Below are 15,442 nucleotides of genomic sequence, written 5' to 3'. Positions count from 1 at the left end.
TTACTCCTCCTCGTTCCCCCCCTCTTCATACGCGCCGAAGGGCTTCGCTGGAAGAACAATGTAGGTGCCTTCAAACACCGCGCCCGGTGTTTTATCGCCAAACAGTTCAACCTGCATTTGTACGCGGGCTTTGCGGCCGCGTGCCAGGCGGTCGAGATCGCCACCCAGTGACCCCAGATCGGCCACGGCGCTCGGCTTGCCGCTTATCGGTGCGCTATAGCGAATGTGAGCATCGGCGAGAATGATCGTGCCACCCAGATGACGCTCGCGAAGCATCAGCCAGATGAGACCCCACCCGGTGAGCGTCGCGAGGGAAAACAGACTTCCGGCAAACAGGGTGTGGTGCGGGTTCTGATTACCGGTTTCCGGCATGGTGGTAATAAATTTTTGTCCGGTGTACTGCTGAATGCGCACGCCCATTTTTTCGCTGAGCGGAATGTGCTGATACCAGGCCTGCTGCAGCTGTCCACACCAGTCGGCGCGATGAAGAATATCATCCAGCGTGGCGATGGGTTTGATCATCAAAAAATGACGAATCGGCGTGGTTTGCGGGGTCGTGATTTCCCCTTGATTCACAAAACCGAGCTTGGCAAAAAACTCTACGGCATCTTCGCGGGCGCTACAGGTGACGCGCTTAACGCCTTCCTGACGGGCGACGGACTCAAGGGTCATCGCCATTAGCGTTCCCAGACCTTTGTCCTGAACGGAGGGATGAACCGCCATAAAGCGAATCGACGCTTCGTTATCGGCGTTGATATACAAGCGCCCGACGGCGACGAGGTTACCCTCTTCGTCCATCACCATCTGATGGTGAGCCATCGCATCCCAGGCGTCGCGTTCAGAGCCTTTTGGCTGATGCAGTGGCTTGCGCAGCATTTCCCAGCGGAACTGGTAATAAGCGTCTAACTCTTCTTCCGTTTGCGGTACTCGAAGGTGATACATAGCTGTACTCTCTCTTGTTACCCGCGGCCACGCCGCCAGTTGGCTCATACCTGGAGCCAGAATGTGACGGGGCCATCGTTCACCAGCGAAACCTGCATATCTGCAGCGAATCGTCCGGTTTGCGTATTCATTTCCTGCTGGCGACAACGCTCAACAAAGTATTCGTAAAGTGCTTCTGCACGATCCGGCGCGGCGCCTTTAGAGAAACTCGGGCGCATGCCGCGCTCTGTATCCGCTGCCAGCGTAAACTGGGAAACCACCAGCACGCTGCCGCCCGCCTGCTGGACGTTCAGGTTCATCTTGCCTTCCGCATCGCTGAAAATACGGTAGCCCAGCACGCGCTCACACAAGCGGTTGGCTTTTTGTTCGTCGTCATCCTTTTCGACACCTAACAACACCAAAAGTCCTGGGCCAATTTCACCCGTCACCTCTCCCTCCACGGTGACGCTGGCACGGGTTACGCGCTGTATCAATGCAATCATGGTTGGTCTGCTTCTAATTGTTTTTCAGCTTCTGCTGCTTTTTTAAGTTCGCGGTACACACCGAGAGTGACAGTTATTTCGGCACCAAGCAAGACGATACACCAGGTCCAGTAGACCCAGACAAACAAAATGGGGATCACCGCCAGCACGCCGTAAATCAGCTGATAGGACGGAAACATGGTGATGTAGAGGGCAAACCCTTTTTTACCGAGCTCAAAAAGCAACGCCGCCACCAGCGCCCCCACAACCGCATCGCGGTTAGGCACGCGCGTGGTCGGCACGACGCTATAGAGCAGCCAGAACGAGAGCCACGACAGGATCAGCGGGAAGATGCGAAGCGCATTATCAATTACGCCGTTTAAATCACTCGCCCAGCGCAAGGAAAGGAGATACGAACTGATCGCCAGGCTCGCCCCGGCCAGCAGCGGCCCCAGCGTGAGGATCATCCAGTACACGGCAAAGGAATACACTTTTGGCCGCGCTTTTTTGCTCCGCCAGATCGTGTTCAGCGCATTATCAATGGCGTACATCAACAGCAGCGCGGTAACGATAAGACCGCATGCCCCCACTGCCGTCATCTTGCTGGAATTGGCGACAAACTGCTCAATGTAGCTCTGGATGACATCCCCGGTTGCAGGAATGAAATTCGCGAAGACAAAATGGCGAAGCTGCAGGCTGACGTCCGCAAACATCGGAAAGGCGGAAAACAGGGCAAAGATGACCGCCACCAGCGGCACTAATGAGAGCAACGACACGTAGGCGAGGTTACCCGCCAGCGTGGTCATGTTGTCCTCATCAATACGGTGCCAGAGCAGTTTCAGCCAGGCCCTCAGCGGGCGAGTATGATGCGTGGCTTTTTGATGAACGGTTTTTAGCATAGCTGCTTCGCGAAGTAGTTTGGTATCGTCTCTTTTCCGGTCACCAGAATTGACGTTATACCCAACTGGTTAGCTCCCTCTATATTATCGGCGTTGTCGTCGAAAAAGACCGCATCGGCCGCGGTGAATCCCTCTGACTGCAGAACAGCCTGATAAATTCGCGCTTCAGGCTTACGCATCCCCATCTCTTGCGAAAGATAGATCTTGTCGGCCGCCGCCTTAACTTCAGGGTATTCCTCAGGCCAGAACGTGGTGTGCAGACGGTTGGTATTGGACAACACAACGACCCGATGGCCCTGCTCGCGAAGCTTATGCATGATGTCGATCGCTTCAGGCCGGATGGCGACAAATACTGCCTGCCAGCCGTGTGAAAACTGCTCGTAGCTTAAGGGTAGATCCATCTCCTGACAGAAACGTTCAGCGAACTCTTCATCGCTAATCTCGCCGCGTTCATGCTGATGGAAGGTCTCGCCCATCGCGAAATTCTGCTTCAGCGTCGCCAGCGGAACGCGGCTAAAGTCGCTCCATGCACCCAGCACGCGATTAAAATCGATATCGACGATTACGTTTCCTAAATCAAAGATATAAAGCATGGTTATCTCCTGCTCGCCGTGGAGAAGTAACTGTAGCGGGAATAGAGAGATTTGACTATGCGTGCCGTCTAAGGTGTGCGATCGATTTCTACGGCGCGTTTTTACGACAGTAAAGTGAAGGGACGTTTGACGCGGCGAAAAGCCAGGCCCCGCGATACTCATCGATCATCAGGCTCAGCTCTCTTCCCGGCGTACGATAAAAACCCGGCAGCGTGGCGTTGATATCAACCTCATCCGCATCATCGGCGAAGGTTTTAACAATCCGATCGTTATTTAATACGCGCGCGTTCTGATGATAGCTGTAGTGAAAATAGATGGTCCGGTTAACTTCAGAAACCGTCTGACCAAATAATTTACCGTTAATGACGGTAGACCCCTCCCGATGCTGCATCCGCCAGGAAACCGTACCCACAAATCGGTTTTTACCAATCGTCCACTCCACATCACCTGTACAGCGTATCGGCGAACTCGAGAAATGCGAATAGGCTAACCAGCCGCTGGTGAGAGCGGCCATCAGAAATGCCGTCAGCAAAATAATACGGTTCCGGAGTGTCTTCATTGCTCATGTGCCCAAAAATAATGCGTGGTACATAATGCTGCCGCGTCACGTCGCGCATCGTTATTACAGACAAACGCCGCGATTCGCTCCGTTTTACTATAGCCGATGAGGAAGACGTATCGTTTTTCGGCGCACAGACCGGGATTGTTTTTTAACAGGCGCAAGTAATGATCCTGAATATGTTCATTAGGTGCATAAAAAAGCTGGCAGGCGTTGGTCGTGCTGCCCGTTGAAAGTGGAATGAAGTGGCTAAACGGCATGTTCTGGTGATGCTTATATAATATTACCCCATTGATAAGCGCGATCAGCAAAAGCGTAGTGGTGGTTATTATCAACCAGACCGGCATCTGCATCGCCGTGCCATCAGCTAATACCGCATCTTTATTAATCATCACGGGCTCGGCGGTTGGGGTAAATACTTCAACCTGAGTGGCTTCGGAAAGCATCAGCCCGCGGCGAGAAATCGTTTTTACCGTATCGCGCGGTAACCCTACCTCAGCCAGAGCATTGCGTAATGTCAAAATGGCCTGGTAAAAGGTATTCGGTGTGGTGACGTCATTACGCTCTCCCCATCCCACCACCATAAGCTGGTTTTGCGAAATAATTTCCCCAGGATGGGTGACGAGATAAAGAAAACAGAGATTGGCAGGAAGCTGCAATTGTATCGAGCGCCCGGTAATATGATTCACCAGCGTTTTGTTTTCTGGATCATACTCGACCAACTTGTTAATGAGATACAATTTTCCTTTCCTCTGCGATAATAATGCTTAACTTTATACGCTAAAAACATATACGTATATTTAACAACATTATAGGTCAGATGGATTAGTACGCGATACCACCCCACCTAAGATTAAAAACAACGTATTATTTTTCAAACTGTTACAGGCTGCTTTTCTTAGGTTTCCCTCATCTAAAACGACATAATGAGATTTCATTACACTTCACCAGGCCAAATAATTATATTGAGCCGCAACCAGAGGAAAGACTGCCGTTACGGCAGATTTAAGAAACAAATTTTTAGCTATTAGTGCTATTTCGTAAATCTGCTTTTCGCCTTTTTTTTGTCGAATAATCTTAAAGGATTGATGAATATTCCTGGTTTACTTCTGCCAGCTGATGTTCTTTCGCTATGACGACGGCCTGACGGAATAGAGACCACCAGGAATTTATATTCCCTGCCATTATTTTTTATAAATAAGACAGGATTACGAGATATGTTTCAAGATTGACACATTTGAACGGCAGTGAAATATTGATAATGAAAATAAGACAGGAGTGGACTGGATGATAACATCGTCGCAAAAGGTTGTCCGCTGTATAAGCTGTGAATTGTCCTGTCAGTTATATCCAGATAACGCAGTACGATCACAATACTGTGGCAACGCCTCGTTCGCGGTTTGGCCGGTTGGTAATCATTTTTTGCAGACTGCAATTGAAAATAAGATATTGCGTGGGAACAAGAATCACCTGTCACGTGGGTTTATTTTTGTAGACTTTTCGATGTATAACCTGCGCGCACTTGCCGATCCGCAATGGATTGAACGTCTGGCGATAACCAACATGAATATCGTGATTATCACGGACCGCAGGCTGGAGGCGCTAGCTAATTACTTATTCAATCAGCGCAGTGAAATAAAGGGAGTTATTTATTCAGATGATAAGGGCGTTATATTACAGGAAAAAATTAGCCATCTTTTCTCCGGCAGACGGGTGAATAGCAGACGAGGAAGTAAGTTGAATACCGTCGAATTCACTTTACTTAACAGGTTTTTATCAGGAGCGTGCCTCCAGGAGATTATAAAAACAGACAGCATTGATGTAAAAAAAATTTATGTTCATAAAATACGACTTGAAAGGAAATTAGGTATCAGCATTCATAAAATTCTCGTTTCTATTTTGTAATTTCAACCACTTAACATGCCCACATTTAATGCTGTGGAGGATGTTCTACGCCTGAAAGAAAGGGGGCAGTTATGCCATATTTAAAACACTCACCAATCGCCGCTGCGATTTCTCTGGCGTTATCGTCAGCGCTATTTACCGCACATGCGGCGGTAATAGACTTTGCTAATTTACCTGCCTCGGGAGCAGTGACGGATTTGCCTGCAGAAATACAGGCGCTGATTCCTGCAACGGCAAATGCGAACTTTAGCAAAAATACCGGCGATCCTAACTATGTCTACCAGTACAGCGCGGGTAATATCCCGATCTACGGAGATGGGATCACCCTCGAAGGACCGGGGGCGGAAGCCTTTGAGCATTCAGTCACCGTTATTCAGAACTCCACGTCCGGCAGCCCGGGGGTGATATTTGGTGACGATCTGACTATTCGCACCCAGTCAAAAGTGGCCACCAATAATGGTAAAGACGTCGACGGCATTCGTACCCATGGTATGAACACGCCGGACAACCCGGTGTTTATCATTACCGGCGACCGCACCCATATTTACGCCAATGGCCAAAGCGGTGACGGCATTAACGCCGGATACAGCTCCTTCAGCCAGGGATCTCTCGGCTCCGCCAATATTTATGTGGGTGACGATCTCTATATCGAAACCACCGGCAGTACCGGTCGAGGCATTAGCGCCTATGCACTGAATGATGCGTCAAAAACCAAAAATAACGTTATCGTCGGCGATCGTGCGCATATTGTAACGCGTGGTACCTACGCCGAGGGGATTCGTACCAACCAGAGCGGCTCATACGTCCGTCTGGGGAATGAGGCCGCCATCGAAACGTACGGCACATCGGCCTACGGCCTGTATGCAGGTTCCGCATCTAAAATTGAGCTGGGAAAAAACGCGGCGATTACCACCGACGCGGCCAGCGCCTCCGGGGTGTACTCTACCGGCTCGTCAACCATCACCCTTGATGAAGGCGCGACCATCACCACCAACGGTGCCAGCGCGCATGGCGTCTATGCGTACACAGGCGCGGTGAATCTTGGAGATAACGTCACCATTGCGGTCAACAGCAGCGAGAAAACCAGCAGCTCCGCGCAGGCGCCGCACGGGATGTATGCCTGGTCACGCGGCGTGATAACGCTTGAGGGTGGCGCAACCGTTACCACCGCAGGCCAGCGCGACAGCGGAAGCTACGCTCTGAACGCCGGCAACGGTGGCGTGATTGATGCCTCGGCGGGCGGAAAATTTGTCCTCAACGGCGATATCCTCTCCGCAGGCGGCGTCGCGGCCACCAGCACGCTTCCGGCTCAAAACAGTACCATTATGCTGAATATGGATGACAACTCACTCTGGAACGGGGCGTCTTATATTGAGAGCAACGCCAACGGTACCGGGACTATCGCGCTTACGATGAATGATGCCGTGTGGAATATGCGCGACAGCTCCACGCTGACCAGCCTGACGCTGAACGCGGGCGGTACGATTAATTTCCAGCATGCTGAGGATGCGGCGTGGCAAACCCTGACCATCAGTGACGATTTTATCGGCAACGGCGGCAAGCTGGTTTTCAATACCGTGCTGTTTGACGACGCCTCGGAAACGGACAAACTGATCGTTGAAGGGAACACCTCCGGCCAAACCGGGGTGGAAGTGAACAACATTGGCGGTACTGGCGCACAAACCGTAGAAGGGATTGAAATTGTCAGCGTTGGCGGTAACTCGGACGGGACGTTCGAGAAGGCCAGCCGTATCGTGGCGGGGGGTTATGACTATAACGTTGTGCAAAAAGGGAAAAACTGGTTTCTGACCAGCCTGGCTGAGCCCGTTGACCCACCCGTTGATCCTGTGGACCCGCCGGTCGACCCGGTAGACCCGCCCGTTGATCCTGTAGACCCGCCCGTTGATCCTGTAGACCCGCCCGTTGATCCTGTAGACCCACCTGTTGACCCTGTGGACCCACCTGTTGACCCGGTAGACCCACCGGTTGCCCCTGTGGAGCCACCCGTCGACCCGGTGATTCCGCCGCAGGAACCGGCGCCCCCTGCTGCACCACCGAAAAGTGAGCATCAGTATCGCCCTGAATTTGGTAGCTATCAGGCGAACAGCTATGCGGCAAATACGCTGTTTATGACCCGCCTGCACGACCGTCTGGGTGAAACGCAGTACACCGACCTGCTCACCGGCGAGCAAAAAGTAACGAGCCTGTGGATGCGTAACGTCGGCGGCCATACGCGTTTCAGAGACGGCAGCGGCCAGTTAAAAACGACTGCCAATCGCTACGTGCTGCAGCTGGGTGGTGATGTCGCCCAGTGGAGCACCGACGGCCTGGAACGCTGGCATCTTGGCCTGATGGCGGGCTACGGCAACAGCCAGAGCCGGAGTGCTTCCAGCCTGACCGGATACCACTCGCGTGGCGAAGTGAATGGCTATAGCATCGGTCTGTACGGTACCTGGTACGCAAACGACGCGGATAAAAGTGGTACCTACGTTGATAGCTGGATGCTATATAACTGGTTCGACAATAAGGTGATGGGACAGGATCAGGCGACTGAGCGTTATCGCTCCAGCGGCATAACCGCCTCTGTAGAAGCTGGCTATAGCGTTAAGGTGGGCGAAAGCGGCCGCAACAGCTACTGGCTCCAGCCGAAAGCGCAGGCCGTTTGGATGGACGTGCAGGCTGACGACCATCGCGAGCGCAACGGCACGCGGGTGAAAGACGAGACTCAGGGAAACCTGATGACACGTCTCGGCGTGAAGGCCTATATCAGCGGACATAACGCGATTGACGACGGTAAATCCCGTACCTTCCAGCCGTTTATCGAGGCGAACTGGATCCACAATACCCAGACCACGCGCATCCGCATGGATGACGTCAGCAATGAAATGCGCGGTACTCGCAATATCGGTGAACTTAAAACAGGTGTAGAGGGACAGATTACGCCGCAGCTTAGCGTATGGGGCAACGTGGCTCAGCAGTTAGGCGACAAAGGCTACAGCGATACCCAGGGGATGCTGGGGGTGAAATACAGCTTCAAATAACAACAAAAAAGCCGCTGAGAAATCAGCGGCTTTTTTGCTTCAGGCGATATCATCGCTGGTACAGGCCAGCACCATTTCGACCTTACTGGATTTAAGATGATTTTGCAGCGCCGAGCCCGGCATCTCGTCGGTGAAGAGAGCCGTGGTCTGCGCCACGTTGCCAATTTCCACCGCAGCGGACGCGATAAATTTCGTATGATCGGCCGCAAGCAGAATGTGCCGAGAGTGGGCCATCATGGTTTTCACCACGCTGGCTTCGTTGACGTCAAACTCCATCATCGCGCCGTCGTGCTCAATCGCCCCGACGCTGGTCACGAGATAGTCCGCCCGAAAACCAGACACAAACGCCGTGGCCGCCGGGCCGATAATGCCGCCGTTGTGTGGGCGCAGCGTGCCGCCCGGCACCATCACTTCAAAGCGCGGGTTCTTATACAGAATATGCGCCACCCGCAGGCTGTTGGTGATGATGCGCAGATGATTATGGTTGAGCAGCGCCCGGGCAACGTGCTCCACGGTCGTCCCGATGGTGATGAAAATAGTCGAGCCGTCCGGGATATAGTCCGCAATCGCCTCGGCAATCGCCCGCTTCTCTTCGGTAAGCGAGACTTCACGCTGCTCGAACGCCGTGTTCACCACGCTGGATGCCCTGCCCGCGCCGCCGTGATGACGCGTGATCAGTCCCTGCTCGCTGAGCTTGCGGATATCCCGGCGCACCGTTTGCGTGGAGACATCCAGCAGCTGTGCCAGTTCATCAATGTTCATATAGCCACGATCGGCAATCAGCGTCAGCAGCTGATCGTGACGCGGGTTGCCGGTCAGTTCGGTAAGGCTCATGGGCTGTCCTCTGAAAACCATCACGCCCCGCATTTTATACAAAAAGTGACAAAAAAGAGCGGGTTTGATCACAGTCAGGTATACCCGCGCGCCCGCCGGGCTTTGTGCATTTCAGGGCTGCGACGGCGCTGGCAAAACGCACGGCGTCGGCTGAGGATGTTTGCTCTCCCAGGCTGAACGCCAGCGCGCCGTGGAAAACGTCGCCCGCGCCGGTGGTATCAATAACGTTTACCTCAAAGCCGGGTTGATGACACAGCGTGTCATTTTCCAGCCAGAAGCAGCCGTCTCGCCCCCGCGTGACATACACATGTCCATTTGTGAGCGTTTGTGCTTTTCTCAGCGCGTCTTCAGTTTCATCCCGCTGCGTTAAGCGCCGCAGCCCCGGCGCGGAGAAGGCCGCGTGATCGCTTAAGGCAACCAGCTCCGCGATGTCCTGCGGGGTGACATCCGCATCAAGCAGTGTAGGCACACCCTGCTGACGGGCGAGGGTAAACGCCTGCTTTGCCCCGTCGTGCCAGCGCACGTCAGCTAATACGATATCCCATTGCGAGAAGTCGATTTCACGCAGCCATCCTGCCTCAGCAGGGAGGTCGGGGCTGGGATAGTTCGCGATAACGCGCTCCCCGCTGCCGTCCACCAGCACCGCCGACTGTGACGAGCGGGCCCCCTTAAACACGCGCGTAAAGCGGGTATTTACCCCCAGGGATTCCAGCTCCGCGAGCAGCCGTCTTCCGGTATCGTCGTCCCCCACTCTGCCAATAAAATCCACTTCCGCGCCCAGTTTTGCCGCCGCCACCGCCGCAGTTGCCGCCGGACCGCCGCCCACTTCCGTATAGTCTTTTGCGACATACTTCCCACCTTCTTTCGGTAAATCATCGAGATACCAGATGCGATCCAGCACGGTAATGCCGACACAAACGATGCGAGTCATGGTGATTCCTTCTGCGATTTCTGATGCTTTCATTTTAATTTCATCAAATGTTTAAAAAGTGACCCGTGTCAATTTTTTGACTATAAATTACAAATACGATCAAAAACAGACAACACAAACGCGCAAAAATTGACACGATGTGACAGGAGAGAGGCATGTCAGCAATCGCATTTATCGGTTTAGGGCAGATGGGCGCGCCAATGGCGAAGAATCTGCTTAAGCAAGGCCATCAGCTTAACGTTTTTGACGTGAACCCGCAGGCGGTTCAGGCGCTGGTAGAGAACGGCGCGCGGGCGGCGGCAACGCCAGCGCAGGCCGCAACGGATGCCGAATTCGTGATTACCATGCTGCCAAACGGCGACCTGGTGCGCAGCGTTCTGTTCGGCGAGCACGGCGTATGCGAGGGGTTATCCCGCGACGCGCTGGTGATTGATATGTCCACCATTCATCCGCTGCAAACCGACGCGCTGATCCGCGACATGTCTGATCGCGGCTTCAGCCTGATGGACGCACCCGTCGGACGCACCTCTGACCATGCCATCGCCGGCACGCTGCTCCTGCTGGCTGGCGGCACGGCGCAGCAGGTTGAGCGAGCCACCCCCGTATTAATGGCGATGGGCAATGAGCTGATTAACGCTGGCGGGCCGGGCATGGGCATTCGCGTGAAGCTTATCAATAACTACATGAGCATCGCCCTGAACGCCCTTTCCGCCGAGGCAGCCGTACTGTGCGAAGCGCTCGGCCTCTCCTTTGACGTGGCGCTCAAGGTGATGAGCGGCACGCCTGCGGGTAAAGGTCACTTCACGACATCCTGGCCGAACAAGGTGCTGAAAGGCGATCTTTCGCCCGCCTTCATGATCGACCTTGCGCATAAAGATCTGGGGATCGCCCTGGACGTGGCCAACCAGCTCCACGTTCCAATGCCGCTGGGCGCGGCTTCCCGCGAAGTTTACAACCAGGCCCGCGCCGCCGGGCGCGGGCGCGAAGACTGGACGGCCATTCTTGAACAGGTTCGCGCATCTGCCGGGCTGAAAAAAACACACTGATACGAAAGGACTGAGGAATGACGATGTACACCCTGAAAGATATTACCCGACCTTCCGGCGGATTTGCGATGCTGGCCGTGGACCAGCGCGAAGCGATGCGCCTGATGTTTGCGGCAGCAGGCGCGCCGGAGCCGGTAACCGACCAGCATCTGACGGATTTTAAGGTCAATGCGGCGAAAATTCTGTCGCCGTACGCCTCTGCCATTCTCGTCGACCAGCAGTTCTGCTATCGCCAGATTGTGGAGCAGCAGGCCGTGGCCAAAAGCTGCGCGATGATTGTGGCGGCCGACGAGTTTATTCCGGGGAACGGTATTCCGGTCGACAGCGTGGTGATCGACAAAAACATCGATGCACAGGCGATCAAACGCGATGGCGGCAAGGCGCTGAAGCTGCTGGTGCTGTGGCGCAGCGATGAAGATCCGCAGCAGCGTCTGGAGATGGTGAAGGCGTTTAACACGCTGTGCCACGACAACGGGCTGCTGAGCATTATCGAGCCGGTTGTACGTCCGCCGCGTCGCGGCGCCGCGTTTGACCGCGAGCAGGCGATTATCGACGCGGCCAAAGAGCTGGGCGACAGCGGCGCCGACCTCTACAAAGTGGAGATGCCGCTGTTTGGAAAAGGCACGCAGCAGGCGCTGCTGGCGGCCTCGCAGAAGCTGAACGAGAACATCGCCATGCCGTGGGTGATCCTCTCTTCCGGCGTGGACGATAAATTATTCCCGCGCGCCGTGAACGTGGCGATGCAGGCGGGTGCATCGGGCTTTTTAGCCGGTCGCGCCGTCTGGTCATCGGTGATTGGCCTGCCGGACACCGAGCTGATGCTCCGCGATATTGCTGTACCAAAACTGCAGCGTCTGGGTGAAATCGTCGACGAAATGATGGCTCGCCGTTAAGAAAGGACATGAACATGAAATGGTTTAACACCCTGAGCCATAACCGCTGGCTCGAACAAGAGACCGACCGCATTCTCGATTTCGGTAAAAACGCCGCCGTACCGACCGGCTTTGGCTGGCTGGGCAATAACGGCCAGGTGCGCAGCGATATGGGCACCCATCTGTGGATCACCGCCCGCATGCTGCACGTATACGCGGTGGCGGCAAACATGGGCCGCCCCAGCGCGTATGCCCTGGTCGAGCACGGCATCAATGCCCTTAACGGCCCGCTGCGCGACAAACGGCACGGCGGCTGGTACGCCTGCGTTAACGATGAGGGCGTGATGGATGCCTCCAAGCAGGGCTATCAGCACTTCTTCGTGCTGCTGGGCGCGGCGAGCGCTGTCACCACCGGCCACCCGGAGGCGCGCAGGCTGCTGGACGATGCCATCGAGGTGATTGAGCGCTACTTCTGGAGCGAGCAGGAACAAATGTGCCTGGAATCCTGGGATGAGGCGTTTAGCAAAACGGAAGATTACCGCGGCGGCAACGCCAACATGCACGCCGTGGAGGCCTTCCTGATCGTCTATGACGTGACCCACGACCGGAAATGGCTCGACCGCGCCCTGCGCATCGCCTCGGTGATTATTCACGACGTGGCGCGCAAAGGGGAGTATCGCGTTAACGAGCATTTCGATGCAAACTGGAACCCAATCCGCGACTACAACATCGATAACCCCGCCCACCGCTTCCGCGCATACGGCGGCACGCCGGGGCACTGGATCGAGTGGGGCCGTCTGATGCTGCACCTCCGCACCGCGCTGGAAGCCCGCTTTGAGACCCCGCCGGAGTGGCTGCTTGAAGACGCGAAAGGGCTGTTCCACGCCACCCTCCGCGACGCCTGGGCACCCGACGGGGCGGATGGATTTGTCTACTCCGTGGACTGGGACGGCAAGCCAATCGTACGTGAACGCGTGCGCTGGCCGATCGTCGAGGCGATGGGTACGGCATATGCGCTCTACACCGTGACCGGCGAAGCGCAGTACGAAGCCTGGTATCAGAAATGGTGGGATTACTGCATCACGTACCTGATGGACTACGAGAACGGTTCCTGGTGGCAGGAGCTGGACACCAATAACGAAGTAACCACCAAAGTCTGGGACGGCAAGCAGGATATTTACCATCTGCTGCACTGCCTGGTGATCCCCCGCCTGCCGCTGGCACCGGGCTTAGCGCCTGCCGTAGCCGCTGGTCTGCTGGACAGCCTGGCCAAATAATTAAGACGGAGTTTTTATGCGTACCCTACACAATATAAATCTGAAAAATAATGAAAATAGTTTCACTCTTAGCTGGGAAAACCGCCTGATTTTATCCCACACCGCGGATGCTCCCTGCCTGTGGATCGGCGCAGGTGAGGCGGATATCGAGATGTTTCGCGGCAATTTCAGCATTAAAGACAAGCTCGACGAAAAGATTGCCCTGACGGACGCGACCGTCACGCAGCAAAGCGCGGGCTGGGCGATCCGCTTTACCCGCGGCGATGCGGTGAGCGCGACGCTGCTGGTAGGCGTCGATGCGGATGGCCGTCTTGAGCTGAAGCTTAAAAACGATGCTCCCGGCCATAACCGCATCTGGCTGCGGCTGGCGGCGGAGCCGGAAGATCATATCTACGGCTGCGGCGAGCAGTTCTCGTACTTCGATCTGCGCGGCAAGCCGTTCCCGCTGTGGACCAGCGAGCAGGGCGTGGGCCGCAATAAGCAGACCTACGTAACCTGGCAGGCCGACTGCAAAGAGAACGCGGGCGGCGGCGACTACTGGACCTTCTTCCCGCAGCCCACCTTCGTGAGCACCCAGAAATACTACTGCCACGTGGACAACAGCTGCTACATGAACTTCGACTTCAGCGCGCCGGACTTCCACGAGCTGGCATTCTGGGAAGATAACGCCACGCTGCGCTTCGAATGTGCAAAAACTTACGTCGATCTTCTGGAAAAACTCACCGGCCTGCTGGGACGTCAGCCTGAACTGCCGGACTGGGTTTACGACGGCGTGACGCTGGGTATACAGGGCGGCACCGAGGTGTGTCAGCAGAAGCTCGACGCAATGCGCCAGGGCGGTGTGAAGGTGAACGGCATCTGGGCTCAGGACTGGTCCGGCATTCGTATGACCTCCTTTGGTAAACGCGTGATGTGGAACTGGAAGTGGAACAGCGAGCTTTATCCTCAGCTTGACGAGCGTATTGCGCGGTGGAAACAGGAAGGCGTGCAGTTACTCTCCTATATCAACCCGTACGTCGCCAGCGATAAAGATCTCTGCGAAGAGGCGGCAACGCGCGGCTATCTGACCAAAGACGCCGACGGCAAGGACTACCACGTCGAGTTCGGCGAGTTCTACGCGGGCGTTATTGACCTGACCAACCCGGAAGCCTACGGCTGGTACAAAGAGGTCATTAAAAAGAACCTGATCGCGCTGGGCTGCGGCGGCTGGATGGCCGACTTCGGAGAATATCTGCCGACCGACACCTTCCTGCACAACGGCGTCAGCGCCGAGATCATGCATAACGCCTGGCCTGCCCTGTGGGCGAAGTGTAACTACGAGGCGCTTGAAGAGACCGGCAAGCTCGGCGAGATCCTGTTCTTCATGCGCGCGGGCTACACCGGCAGCCAGAAGCACTCGATGATGATGTGGGCGGGGGATCAGAACGTCGACTGGAGCCTGGACGACGGTCTGGCGTCCGTCGTTCCTGCGGCCCTTTCGCTGGCGATGACCGGGCACGGCCTGCACCACAGCGACATCGGCGGCTATACGACGCTCTTTGAGATGAAGCGCAGCAAAGAGCTGCTGCTGCGCTGGTGCGACTTCAGCGCCTTTACGCCGATGATGCGTACCCATGAGGGTAATCGTCCGGGCGATAACTGGCAGTTCGACGGTGACGCGGAAACCATCGCGCACTTCGCACGCATGACCACCGTCTTCACCACCCTGAAGCCGTACATCAAAGCCGCCGTCGCGCAGAACGCGAAAAGCGGCCTGCCGGTGATGCGCCCGCTGTTCCTGCACTACGAAGACGACGCGCGCGCCTACACGCTGAAATACCAGTATCTGTTTGGCCGCGACCTGCTGGTGGCACCGGTTCATGAAGAGGGCCGCCGCGACTGGACGCTCTATCTGCCGCAGGACAGCTGGGTCAACGCGTGGACCGGGGAAATCTGCCAGGGCGGTGACGTGACCGTTGATGCCCCGCTCGGCAAGCCGCCGGTGTTCTATCGCCAGCACAGCGACTGGGCAGATCTGTTTAGCACCTTACGTCATATCTGATAAGGCTCGCCCGCGGGGAAACCTGCGGGCAGACGGAGAAT

Annotated in this window: 14 protein-coding genes; 6 read left to right on the top strand and 8 right to left on the bottom strand. The window is 55.5% G+C overall.

Going from position 1 to position 15,442, the window contains the following annotated elements; all coding sequences use genetic code 11:
• The 6 genes from fabY to DFO52_RS20825 all read right to left on the bottom strand — a co-directional run bounded on the left by fabY (position 1) and on the right by DFO52_RS20825 (position 4,194).
• Entirely contained in the window at positions 1-942 is a 942-nt protein-coding gene (gene fabY / locus DFO52_RS20850) for a fatty acid biosynthesis protein FabY (RefSeq protein ID WP_023309755.1), read from the bottom strand.
• Between the two features lie 44 nt (positions 943-986).
• Positions 987-1,424, bottom strand: a complete 438-nt coding sequence (gene dtd / locus DFO52_RS20845) for a D-aminoacyl-tRNA deacylase (RefSeq protein ID WP_008501836.1) — start codon at positions 1,422-1,424, stop codon at positions 987-989.
• Positions 1,421-2,302: a virulence factor BrkB family protein gene (locus DFO52_RS20840; protein WP_133551123.1), complete on the bottom strand. Its 882-nt coding sequence runs from the start codon at positions 2,300-2,302 to the stop codon at positions 1,421-1,423. Before DFO52_RS20840 ends, dtd begins: the two co-directional genes overlap by 4 nt.
• Positions 2,296-2,895 (bottom strand): glucose-1-phosphatase, encoded by a 600-nt coding sequence (gene yihX, locus DFO52_RS20835; RefSeq protein ID WP_029740331.1) that lies wholly within the window; start codon positions 2,893-2,895, stop codon positions 2,296-2,298. The genes DFO52_RS20840 and yihX overlap by 7 nt, the downstream gene beginning before the upstream one ends.
• Positions 2,896-2,983: 88 nt before the next feature.
• The gene (locus DFO52_RS20830) at positions 2,984-3,454 is read right to left on the bottom strand and encodes a hypothetical protein (RefSeq protein WP_121932833.1); all 471 of its coding nucleotides are present in this window, start codon (positions 3,452-3,454) and stop codon (positions 2,984-2,986) included.
• Positions 3,451-4,194, bottom strand: coding sequence for a winged helix-turn-helix domain-containing protein (locus tag DFO52_RS20825; RefSeq protein WP_029740329.1), 744 nt, complete (start codon positions 4,192-4,194; stop codon positions 3,451-3,453). The genes DFO52_RS20830 and DFO52_RS20825 overlap by 4 nt, the downstream gene beginning before the upstream one ends.
• A gap of 547 nt (positions 4,195-4,741) precedes the next feature.
• Here DFO52_RS20825 and DFO52_RS20820 point away from each other — a divergent pair.
• Positions 4,742-5,359, top strand: coding sequence for a hypothetical protein (locus tag DFO52_RS20820; protein WP_029740328.1), 618 nt, complete (start codon positions 4,742-4,744; stop codon positions 5,357-5,359).
• A 71-nt stretch (positions 5,360-5,430) separates the two neighbouring features.
• A complete protein-coding gene (locus DFO52_RS20815) occupies positions 5,431-8,400 on the top strand; it encodes an autotransporter outer membrane beta-barrel domain-containing protein (protein ID WP_133551122.1) in 2,970 nt (989 codons plus the stop codon).
• A 39-nt stretch (positions 8,401-8,439) separates the two neighbouring features.
• Here DFO52_RS20815 and DFO52_RS20810 read toward each other — a convergent pair whose 3' ends face one another.
• Positions 8,440-9,234, bottom strand: coding sequence for a DeoR/GlpR family DNA-binding transcription regulator (locus tag DFO52_RS20810; protein ID WP_047646942.1), 795 nt, complete (start codon positions 9,232-9,234; stop codon positions 8,440-8,442).
• A gap of 34 nt (positions 9,235-9,268) precedes the next feature.
• The gene (locus tag DFO52_RS20805) at positions 9,269-10,165 is read right to left on the bottom strand and encodes a sugar kinase (RefSeq protein WP_133551121.1); all 897 of its coding nucleotides are present in this window, start codon (positions 10,163-10,165) and stop codon (positions 9,269-9,271) included.
• A 155-nt stretch (positions 10,166-10,320) separates the two neighbouring features.
• Between DFO52_RS20805 and yihU the strand changes: the two genes are divergently transcribed.
• From yihU to DFO52_RS20785, 4 genes are read left to right on the top strand one after another with little or no spacing between them, the layout of a single operon-like run.
• Entirely contained in the window at positions 10,321-11,211 is an 891-nt protein-coding gene (yihU, locus tag DFO52_RS20800; protein WP_029740324.1) for a sulfolactaldehyde 3-reductase, read from the top strand.
• A gap of 17 nt (positions 11,212-11,228) precedes the next feature.
• On the top strand, positions 11,229-12,104 hold the full coding sequence (yihT, locus tag DFO52_RS20795) for a sulfofructosephosphate aldolase (protein WP_133551120.1): 876 nt from the start codon (positions 11,229-11,231) through the stop codon (positions 12,102-12,104).
• Between the two features lie 14 nt (positions 12,105-12,118).
• Positions 12,119-13,360: a sulfoquinovose isomerase gene (yihS, locus tag DFO52_RS20790; protein WP_133551119.1), complete on the top strand. Its 1,242-nt coding sequence runs from the start codon at positions 12,119-12,121 to the stop codon at positions 13,358-13,360.
• Between the two features lie 16 nt (positions 13,361-13,376).
• On the top strand, positions 13,377-15,401 hold the full coding sequence (locus tag DFO52_RS20785; RefSeq protein ID WP_133551118.1) for an alpha-glucosidase: 2,025 nt from the start codon (positions 13,377-13,379) through the stop codon (positions 15,399-15,401).
• Positions 15,402-15,442 lie beyond the last annotated feature (41 nt).

This window comes from Enterobacter sp. AG326 (assembly GCF_004362415.1).
Taxonomy (GTDB): domain Bacteria; phylum Pseudomonadota; class Gammaproteobacteria; order Enterobacterales; family Enterobacteriaceae; genus Enterobacter; species Enterobacter asburiae.
Note: the sequence above shows the minus strand (reverse complement) of the source record. Positions and strands in the feature narration are given on the sequence as shown.